We start from the raw sequence: 7,181 nt of genomic DNA, 5'->3' as shown, positions 1-7,181 counted from the left end.
CCGCCCGGCCACCATGCCGGCGCCGATTTCCTCGGCGGCTACTGCTTCCTGAACAACGCCGCGATTGCCGCGCAGGCCTGGCGGGACCAGGGCGCAGAGCGCGTGGCCATCCTGGATGTGGACTACCACCACGGCAACGGCACGCAATCCATCTTCTACGACCGTGCCGATGTGCTGTTCCAGAGCATTCACGGTGACCCGCTGACCGAATACCCGTTCTACCTCGGCCATGCCGACGAGACCGGCAGCGGCGCTGGCCTGGGCTTCAACCAGAACTACCCGCTTCCCGCGGGCGCGACCAACGAGGCCTGGTTCGCCGCACTGGCCACCGCCTGCGAACGCATTGCCGCTTACCGCCCGGCCGCGCTGGTGGTCTCGCTCGGCGTGGACACCTTCGCCGACGACCCGATCTCGAAATTCCAGCTGCGCACGCCCGAGTTCCACCGCCTCGGCCGCACACTCGCGGCCCTGCAACTGCCCACGCTGTTCATCTTCGAAGGTGGCTACGCGGTGGCCGAGATCGGCGACAACGTGGCCGAGGTGCTGCAGGCCTTTGAGCAAACGCCTTGATGAGCCCCCTTTCCACCACCGTGTCACCGGTACCGGTTCCGACCGATTCGCGCATTGGCAGCTTCTACGCCAACCCTTACCTGGCCGACGCGTTTGCCGTCGCGCTGCCGGCCAACGTGGTGCGCGACCCTGAGCTACTTGCGCGCTTTGTCTTCGGCCATCAGCCAGGCTGGATCAACCAGCTGATGGGCGTGCGGGACGCGATGGTGTCCGTATTCGGCCTGAAGACCGCCAAGGCGCTGAGCACTGCCGGCCCCTCGCCTGCCACGAACCGCGTGGGCCTGTTCAAGATCTACGAGCGCCACGCCAGCGAGATCATCCTGGGCGAAAACGACAAGCACCTGGACTTTCGTGCCTCGGTGATGTGCCGCCCGGCCGCAGCCGGCGAGCCCGGGCCGACGCTGGTGATGAGCACCGTGGTGTGTTGCCACAACCGCCTGGGCCGCAGCTACATCGGCCTGATCCGGCCCTTCCACCGCCTGGTGGTGCAGGCCAGCCTGCGGCGGGCGGCCCAGGTCGGCTTTCCGACCGAGGCCACCGGATGAATCTGCAGGCATCTGCAACAACGACCGCTCTGTCGCTGCGCGCCCCTTGGCGCGCCCTGGGCGCCGAACTGTGGCGCTCGTCCCTGGTGCTGGCCGCCTTGTTCATCGGCCTTCGAGCGGCCGGCACGCTGGGCGAGCATCCGGTGCGCTGGCTGCTGCCGCTGGGCTTCGTCGCAATGACCGCGCTGCCGTGGCTGCTGCTGACCGCACCGGGACGACGCGCCATCGGGCTGCAGGCACCGCGCCGACGTGGCTTCATGCTCATTGGCATCGCAGCAGGTGCGCTGGCCGCCACGCTGTGCTTTGCGCTGGGCATCGCGCTGTTCGGCCATGGCACCGGGCACTGGTTCACCAGCGTTGCCAACAGCTACCGGCGCACGCTGGACACCAGCGGCATGGGCTTGCTGCAACTGCACCTGATCTTCACCGTGCCCGCGGTGCTGTTCAGCCCCGTTGGCGAAGAGCTGTTTTTCCGCGGCTTGCTGCAGCGCGCGCTGGAGCAACGCTTCTCGCCCACCCGCAGCACGCTGATCGAAGCCGGGCTGTTCGGCCTGGTGCACTTGTGCCACCACGGCCTGGTGCTCAGCGCCAACGGCCTGCAACTGCAGCCGGCCTCGGCCACGTTGTGGGTGCTGCTGATGTTCGCCACCGCGCTGCTGTTCGCCTGGCTGCGCCGCGCCAGCGATTCGCTGCTGCCGGCCATCGCCTCCCACGCCGCGTTCAATGTGACGATGAATGCGTTCATCTTTGCCGTGCTGTGGACATGAGCGCGGCCCACATCCGGCCGCTTGACCTGCAGCAGCCCACGCTTGTCCAAGCGCTGCACCGCATCTGGTGCGCCGCCTATGCGCAGGAAGCCGCGCTACTGGGCCTGACGCCGGCCCAGTTTCCACCACTGCAAACCACAGTGGCCGACCTGCAGGCCAGCGGCTGGCAGTTCTTCGGCGCGATGCAAGGCAGCACGCTGGCCGCCGCGGCCGCACTGGGCGATGAAGAAGACGGCGCACTGCGCCTGAACGCGCTGGTCGTCTCGCCAGCTTTCCAGCGCCGCGGCCTGGGCCGGCAGCTGGTGGAAGAAGCCCTGCGGCGCACCGCACCCGGGCGCCTGCTGCGCGTGGGCACGGGCGCGGCCAACCAGCCAGCGCTGGCGCTCTACGAAGGCATGGGCTTCACGCTGGAAGCCCGGTTCAGCGTGGGCTCGCCGCCAGTGGACGTCGTGCGGCTGACGCGACGGGCCTGATCCCAACCTCAAGGCATGCCGGCCTGCACCCAGCGGCCCAGCAGCGCGCGTTCGTCCTCGGTGATCTGCGTTGCGTTGTTCAGCGGCATCAGCTTGAGCACCACGGCCTGCTGGTAGAGCTGCTGGCCGTGCTGGCGGATCAGCGCCTCGCTGTCCAGCGCCACGCCCTTGTTCTGCAGCTTGGCGTTGTGGCACATCACGCAGCGCTGCTGGATCACCGCCTGGACCTGGGCGAAGCTGACGGGGGGCTGCTCAGCCACAGCCGATGCAAGCGGACGGGGCGGCGGCGCCAGCATGATGGCCAGGCCCACCAGCACGCCGCAGCCGGCCGCAAAGAACGGCCACGGCGGCGTGACGCCCTTGACCTTGGCCTTGTGGCGCGCCACGAAGAAGTGGCGGATCAAGGCGCCGGCCAGCATCAGCAGCACCAGCACCAGCCAGTTGAACCTGGCCTGGTAGAGCCAGCCGTAGTGGTTGCTGAGCATGGCCACCAGGACAGGCAGCGTGAAGTAGGTGTTGTGCACGCTGCGCTGCTTGGCGCGCTGGCCGTGCACCGGGTCCACCGGCAAGCCGGCCTTCATCTGCGCGATGACCTTGCGCTGGCCCGGAATGATCCAGTGCGCGACGTTGGCGCTCATCGCGGTGGCCATCATCGCGCCCACCAGCAGGAAGGCTGCGCGGCCGGCGAACAACTGGCAGGCGGCCCAGGCGGCGAAGACCACGACCACGGTCACCGCCAAGCCCAGCAGCTTGTCACCGCTGGGCTTGCGGCCCACGGTGCGGCACAGCCCGTCGTAGATCACCCAGAAGCCGGCCAGGAAACCCAGCGCCGCGGCAATGGCGCCAGCCGGCGACCAGTGGTGCACGCTCTGGTCGATCAGGAAGGTGCCGGCATTGAACAGGTACAGCGCGGTGAACAGCCCGAAGCCGGTCAGCCAGGTGCTGTAGCTTTCCCAGTAGAACCAGTGCAGGTTCTCCGGCAGCGCCTTGGGCGCCACCATGTATTTCTGCGGGTGGTAGAAGCCGCCGCCATGCACGGCCCACAGCTCGCCGTCCACGCCCTTGGCCTTCAGCTCAGGGTCGGTCGGCGGCGTGAGGCTGTTGTCCAGGAAGACGAAGTAGAACGACGAGCCGATCCAGGCGATGGCGACGATGACATGGGCCCAGCGCAGCAGCAGGTTGGCCCAGTCCAGCAGGTAGGTGGGATCGAACAAGATCAACTGCCCCGGTAGGTGGAATAGGCCCAGGGACTGGCGAGCAAGGGGACGTGATAGTGCGCGGCGGTGTCGGCCAGGCCAAAGTCCAGCGGCACCTGGTCCAGGAACGGCGGCTCGGGCAGCTCGGCACCTTTGGCACGGAAGTAGGCCGCCACGTCGAACACCAGCCGATAGCGGCCGGGCTGGAAGCTGTCGCCCTGCAGCAGCGGCGCATCGGCGCGGCCATCGGCGTTCAGCTGCAGCGTGGCCAATCGGACGGGTGGCTCGGCGCTGCCTTCCGCCGCCAGCCGGTACAGCGCAACCGCCATGCCGGCCGCGGGGCAGCCGTTCATCGTGTCCAGCACGTGGGTGGTGAGTCGTCCCATGATGTTCCTGCGCGCCCTGCAGCGGTTGTTTCAAAGGGTCAGCCGGCCGTGAGTGCGTGGAGAAAATTGTATACACTGCAGCATACACAAAACAAGCCTGCGACCCACCTAGACTCTCGGCCTTCGTTCCACCCCCATCATCGCGCCCATGGCCACCCGACGCAGCACCGCCAGCACCGACACCTCTGTTCGCAAGCCGCGTGCCCGCACGACGGCCGCCGAGGTGCCCGAGGTGCAACTGCCGGCCGCGGACGACAGCGCGCAGATGACGCAGACCCAGCGCATCGTCGACGCGGTCACCGCCGCCATCGTCGAGCGCCGGCTGATGCCGGGCACCAAGCTGGCCGAGCAGCAGATCGCCGACATCTTCCAGGTCTCGCGCACCCTCGTGCGCCAGGCGCTGAACCAGCTCTCGCGCGACCGCCTGGTGGTGCTGGCGCCCGCCCGCGGCGCCTTCGTGCGCGAGCCCAGCGTGGAGGAAGCGCACCAAGTCTTCGAGGTACGGCTGATGTTGGAGTCGGCCATGCTGCGCCGGCTCTGCGAAACCATCACCGAGGCCCAGGTGGCGACGCTGCGCCGCCACCTGGCCGATGAGCAGGCCGCGGTGGCCCGCACCGACGTGCCCGGCCGCACCCGGCTGCTGGCCGATTTCCACACCGTGCTGGCCGGCATGCTGGGCAACGAGGTGCTGGCCGAACTGCTGGGCGACCTGCTGTCGCGCTCCTCGCTGATCTCGCTGATGTACCAGAGCTCGCACTCGGCAGAGCATTCGCAGGCCGAGCACGTGGCCATCGTCGACGCACTGGCCAGGCGGGACGCCGACGCTGCCGTCGCGCTGATGGGCGAGCACCTGGGCAACGTCGAGCGCAACCTGCGGCTGAACCCGCGCGTGAGCGACCTGGCGAGTGCCTTGCAACCCTAGCCCTCCAACCCTAGAGAGCTTTCTTCCATGCGCTACCCCCGCGACCTGCACGGCCACGGCCGCAACCCGCCTCACCCCCAATGGCCAGGCCAGGCCCGGGTGGCGCTGCAGTTCGTGCTGAACTACGAGGAAGGCGGCGAGAACTCGGTGCTGCATGGCGACGCCGGCAGCGAGCAGTTCCTCTCGGAAATGTTCAACCCGCCGAGCTTCCCGGCACGCCATTTGTCGATGGAAAGCATCTACGAATACGGCTCGCGCGTGGGCGTGTGGCGGCTGCTGCGCGAGTTCGAGAAACGCGGCCTGCCGCTGACCGTCTTCGGCGTGACGATGGCGCTGGAGCGCTGCCCGGAAGTGACCGCGGCCTTTGTCGAGCTGGGCCACGAGATCGCCTGCCACGGCCTGCGCTGGATCCATTACCAGAACACGCCCGAGGCCGAAGAGCGCGCCCACATGGCGCTGGCGCTGGACAGCCTGCGGCTGCTCACCGGCGGCGACCCGCAGGGCAACAGCCTGCACGGCAAGGGCTGGTACACCGGCCGCGACAGCCCCAACACCCGCCGCCTGGTGGCCGACCACGGCGGCCTGGAATACGACAGCGACTACTACGGCGACGACCTGCCCTTCTGGCTGCAGGTGCGCAAGACCGACGGCACGCTGGCGCCGCAACTGGTCGTGCCCTACACGCTGGACTGCAACGACATGCGCTTCGCGCTGCCGCAGGGCTTCAGCCACGGCGACGAATTCTTCCAGTACCTGCGCGACAGCTTCGACGTGCTGTACGCTGAAGGCGAGGACCGGCCGGCGATGATGAGCATCGGCATGCACTGCCGGCTGCTGGGCCGCCCGGGCCGCATGCGCGCACTGCAGCGCTTCCTCGACCATGTGCAGGCCCACGAGCGCGTGTGGGTCACGCGGCGCATCGACATTGCCCGGCATTGGAAGGCCACGCACCCTTTCGACGCCGCCACCGCCTTTGTCTGGGAGTGAAGCTGATGGCATCCCCCGAACCCGCACGGCTGTTGGAACCTCCAAGGCTGTCGCTCGCCGACCTGAACGACGCCACGCCAGCGCAGTTCACCACGCTGCTGGACGGTGTCTACGAACATTCGCCGTGGATCGCCGAGCGCGCCGCGGCGGCGCGCCCATTCGCCACGCTGGCGCAGCTGAAGCTGGCGCTGGTGCAGGCGGTGCGCGAAGCCACAGCCGACGAGCAACTGGGCCTGATCCGCGCCCACCCGGAGCTGGCCGGCAAGGCCATGGTGGCCAGGACGCTGACCAGCGAATCCACTGGCGAGCAGCAAAGCGCCGGGCTCACGCACTGCACGCCGGAAGAGTTCGCCCACCTGCAGGCGCTGAACGCCGCCTACAACGCGCGCTTTGGCTTTCCCTTCCTGCTCGCGGTGCGCGGCCCGCGTGGCACCGGCCTGGGCCGCGCGGCCATCATCGCGGCTTTCGAGCGCCGGCTGAAGCACCACCCGGACATCGAACGCGCCGAGAGCCTGCGCCAGATCCACCGCATTGCCGAGCTGCGCCTGGCCGACAAGTTCGCCCAGCAGCCCACGCAAGGCGAGCGCGTGTGGGACTGGGCCGAGGCCCTGGCCGTGCACAGCGACCCCGGCTTTGCCGAGCAAGGCCAGCTGACCGTCACCTACCTCACCGCCGCCCACCAGGCCTGCGCCCGCCAGCTGAAAAAATGGATGCGCGAAGCCGGCTTCGACGAGGTGAAGCTGGACGCGGTGGGCAATGTCATTGGCCTGTACCACGGCCAGGATGCGCAGGGCGAAGACCCGACCGCGCCGCGGCTGTTGACCGGCTCGCACTACGACACGGTGCGCAATGCCGGCAAGTACGACGGCCGGATCGGCATCCTGGTGCCGATGGCGGTGGTGTCGCAGTTGCAGCAGCGCGGCCAGCGCCTGCCATTCGGCATCGAGGTGGTCGGTTTTGCCGAGGAAGAAGGCCAGCGCTACCCGGCCACCTTCCTCGGCTCGGGCGCGCTGGTCGGCCAGTTCGACCACGACTGGCTGGACCAGTCCGACACCGACGGCGTGACCATGCGCGACGCGATGCGCGCCGCCGGCCTGCCCGGCCGCATGGACGCGATCGAATCGCTGCAGCGCGACCCGGCGCAATACCTTGGCTTTGTCGAGGTGCACATCGAGCAGGGCCCGGTGCTCAATGAGCTGGACCTGCCGCTGGGCGTGGTCAGCTCGATCAACGGCAGCCGGCGCTTCCTGGGCGAGATCACCGGCGTGGCCAGCCATGCCGGCACCACGCCGATGGACCGCCGGCGCGACGCCGCCTGCGCGTTCGCCGAGCTGG

Annotated in this window: 9 protein-coding genes; 7 read left to right on the top strand and 2 right to left on the bottom strand. The window is 68.7% G+C overall.

Annotation, left to right across the window (positions count from 1 at the left end):
• The 4 genes from FKP22_RS16015 to FKP22_RS16000 all read left to right on the top strand — a co-directional run.
• A partial coding sequence (locus FKP22_RS16015) for a histone deacetylase family protein (RefSeq protein WP_141288462.1) occupies positions 1–570 on the top strand: 570 nt, incomplete at its 5' end.
• Positions 570–1,115: a DUF2867 domain-containing protein gene (locus FKP22_RS16010; RefSeq protein ID WP_141288461.1), complete on the top strand. Its 546-nt coding sequence runs from the start codon at positions 570–572 to the stop codon at positions 1,113–1,115. The genes FKP22_RS16015 and FKP22_RS16010, both read left to right, overlap by 1 nt.
• The gene (locus tag FKP22_RS16005) at positions 1,112–1,882 is read left to right on the top strand and encodes a CPBP family intramembrane glutamic endopeptidase (RefSeq protein WP_141288460.1); all 771 of its coding nucleotides are present in this window, start codon (positions 1,112–1,114) and stop codon (positions 1,880–1,882) included. Before FKP22_RS16010 ends, FKP22_RS16005 begins: the two co-directional genes overlap by 4 nt.
• The gene (locus FKP22_RS16000; protein ID WP_141288459.1) at positions 1,879–2,355 is read left to right on the top strand and encodes a GNAT family N-acetyltransferase; all 477 of its coding nucleotides are present in this window, start codon (positions 1,879–1,881) and stop codon (positions 2,353–2,355) included. Before FKP22_RS16005 ends, FKP22_RS16000 begins: the two co-directional genes overlap by 4 nt.
• An 8-nt stretch (positions 2,356–2,363) precedes the next feature.
• Here the strand turns inward: FKP22_RS16000 and FKP22_RS15995 are convergent, their stop codons facing one another.
• Positions 2,364–3,569 (bottom strand): urate hydroxylase PuuD, encoded by a 1,206-nt coding sequence (locus FKP22_RS15995; protein WP_141288458.1) that lies wholly within the window; start codon positions 3,567–3,569, stop codon positions 2,364–2,366.
• 2 nt (positions 3,570–3,571) lie between these two features.
• The gene (gene uraH / locus FKP22_RS15990; RefSeq protein ID WP_141288457.1) at positions 3,572–3,937 is read right to left on the bottom strand and encodes a hydroxyisourate hydrolase; all 366 of its coding nucleotides are present in this window, start codon (positions 3,935–3,937) and stop codon (positions 3,572–3,574) included.
• Between the two features lie 265 nt (positions 3,938–4,202).
• Here uraH and FKP22_RS15985 point away from each other — a divergent pair, with 265 nt between their 5' ends.
• From FKP22_RS15985 to uraD, 3 genes are all read left to right on the top strand, one after another.
• A complete protein-coding gene (locus FKP22_RS15985) occupies positions 4,203–4,859 on the top strand; it encodes a GntR family transcriptional regulator (protein ID WP_141288463.1) in 657 nt (218 codons plus the stop codon).
• 27 nt (positions 4,860–4,886) lie between these two features.
• A complete protein-coding gene (gene puuE, locus FKP22_RS15980; RefSeq protein ID WP_141288456.1) occupies positions 4,887–5,846 on the top strand; it encodes an allantoinase PuuE in 960 nt (319 codons plus the stop codon).
• A gap of 5 nt (positions 5,847–5,851) precedes the next feature.
• Positions 5,852–7,181: 2-oxo-4-hydroxy-4-carboxy-5-ureidoimidazoline decarboxylase (gene uraD, locus FKP22_RS15975; RefSeq protein WP_141288455.1), on the top strand; the 1,330-nt coding region annotated here is incomplete at its 3' end.

The organism is Ideonella azotifigens (assembly GCF_006519715.1).
Taxonomy (GTDB): Bacteria; Pseudomonadota; Gammaproteobacteria; order Burkholderiales; family Burkholderiaceae_C; genus Ideonella; species Ideonella azotifigens.
Note: the sequence above shows the minus strand (reverse complement) of the source record. Positions and strands in the feature narration are given on the sequence as shown.

What these genes read in the sequence shown, in the direction of transcription:
- FKP22_RS16010 (WP_141288461.1), top strand. Translation starts at nt 570, where the DNA reads ATGAGCCCCCTTTCCACCACCGTGTCACCGGTACCGGTTCCGACCGAT.
- FKP22_RS16005 (WP_141288460.1), top strand. Translation starts at nt 1,112, where the DNA reads ATGAATCTGCAGGCATCTGCAACAACGACCGCTCTGTCGCTGCGCGCC.
- FKP22_RS16000 (WP_141288459.1), top strand. Translation starts at nt 1,879, where the DNA reads ATGAGCGCGGCCCACATCCGGCCGCTTGACCTGCAGCAGCCCACGCTT.
- uraH (WP_141288457.1), bottom strand. Translation starts at nt 3,937, where the DNA reads ATGGGACGACTCACCACCCACGTGCTGGACACGATGAACGGCTGCCCC.
- FKP22_RS15985 (WP_141288463.1), top strand. Translation starts at nt 4,203, where the DNA reads ATGACGCAGACCCAGCGCATCGTCGACGCGGTCACCGCCGCCATCGTC.
- puuE (WP_141288456.1), top strand. Translation starts at nt 4,887, where the DNA reads ATGCGCTACCCCCGCGACCTGCACGGCCACGGCCGCAACCCGCCTCAC.